Consider the following 737-nt stretch of genomic DNA (forward strand, 5'->3'; position numbering starts at 1 on the left):
CTGCGGATCAAAGTGTGTTTGCTCACTCCCCGCAGCTTATCGCAAGCTACTACGTCCTTCATCGCCTGTAATCGCCAAGGCATCCACCATGTGCACTTATTCGCTTGTCCCTATAACGTTAGCCTCTTCATTCTTTCAAACGAAAAGAGCGCTACAGGGATAAGAAAGTACAACGTTGTTGCTTGTTTGTTGATACATACAATCATTACCCATCGATTTGCTTTTTACGGCAAACCGATCAATAAATAATCTTTACTTCTTCCAGATTGTTAAAGAACGAAACAGCTTTGATCGCTAAAAGATCAAACCTAAACCACAGTCTTGTTGACCGGCTTACGTTTGCACTTTCAAAGTATTGGTGGAGGATGACGGGATCGAACCGACGACCCCCTGCTTGCAAAGCAGGTGCTCTCCCAGCTGAGCTAATCCCCCGGGAATGTGTACTGGTAGGGCTGGCTGGACTAGTGTCCACCTTACCCCCAGGTTTGTTTCTGCTGGTAGGGCTGGTTGGACTCGAACCAACGACCCCCGCGTTATCAACACGGTGCTCTAACCAGCTGAGCTACAGCCCCAACGCGGTGCTACTACGACTACTGTTTCTTCTTAATTAAACAGCCGATAAGTGTGAACATTTGATGCGTGAACCAGTTACCCGGTTCGTGCAAACTCTAGAAAGGAGGTGATCCAGCCGCACCTTCCGATACGGCTACCTTGTTACGACTTCACCCCAGTCACGA

The 737-nt window shown here is 48.3% G+C and carries 2 tRNA genes and 2 rRNA genes; all 4 read right to left on the reverse strand.

Annotated features, from left to right (window positions below):
• Window positions 1-110 (reverse strand): 23S ribosomal RNA (locus tag GCN74_RS28215); the annotation flags it as partial.
• Window positions 111-356: 246 nt separating this feature from the next.
• Window positions 357-432: transfer RNA gene (locus GCN74_RS28220), tRNA-Ala, on the reverse strand.
• Window positions 433-495: 63 nt separating this feature from the next.
• Window positions 496-572, reverse strand: a tRNA-Ile gene (locus GCN74_RS28225).
• Window positions 573-672: 100 nt separating this feature from the next.
• Window positions 673-737: ribosomal RNA gene (locus GCN74_RS28230) — 16S ribosomal RNA — on the reverse strand; the annotation flags it as partial.

The sequence above is a fragment of the Janthinobacterium sp. FT14W genome (assembly GCF_009208755.1).
Taxonomy (GTDB): domain Bacteria; phylum Pseudomonadota; class Gammaproteobacteria; order Burkholderiales; family Burkholderiaceae_D; genus Janthinobacterium; species Janthinobacterium violaceinigrum.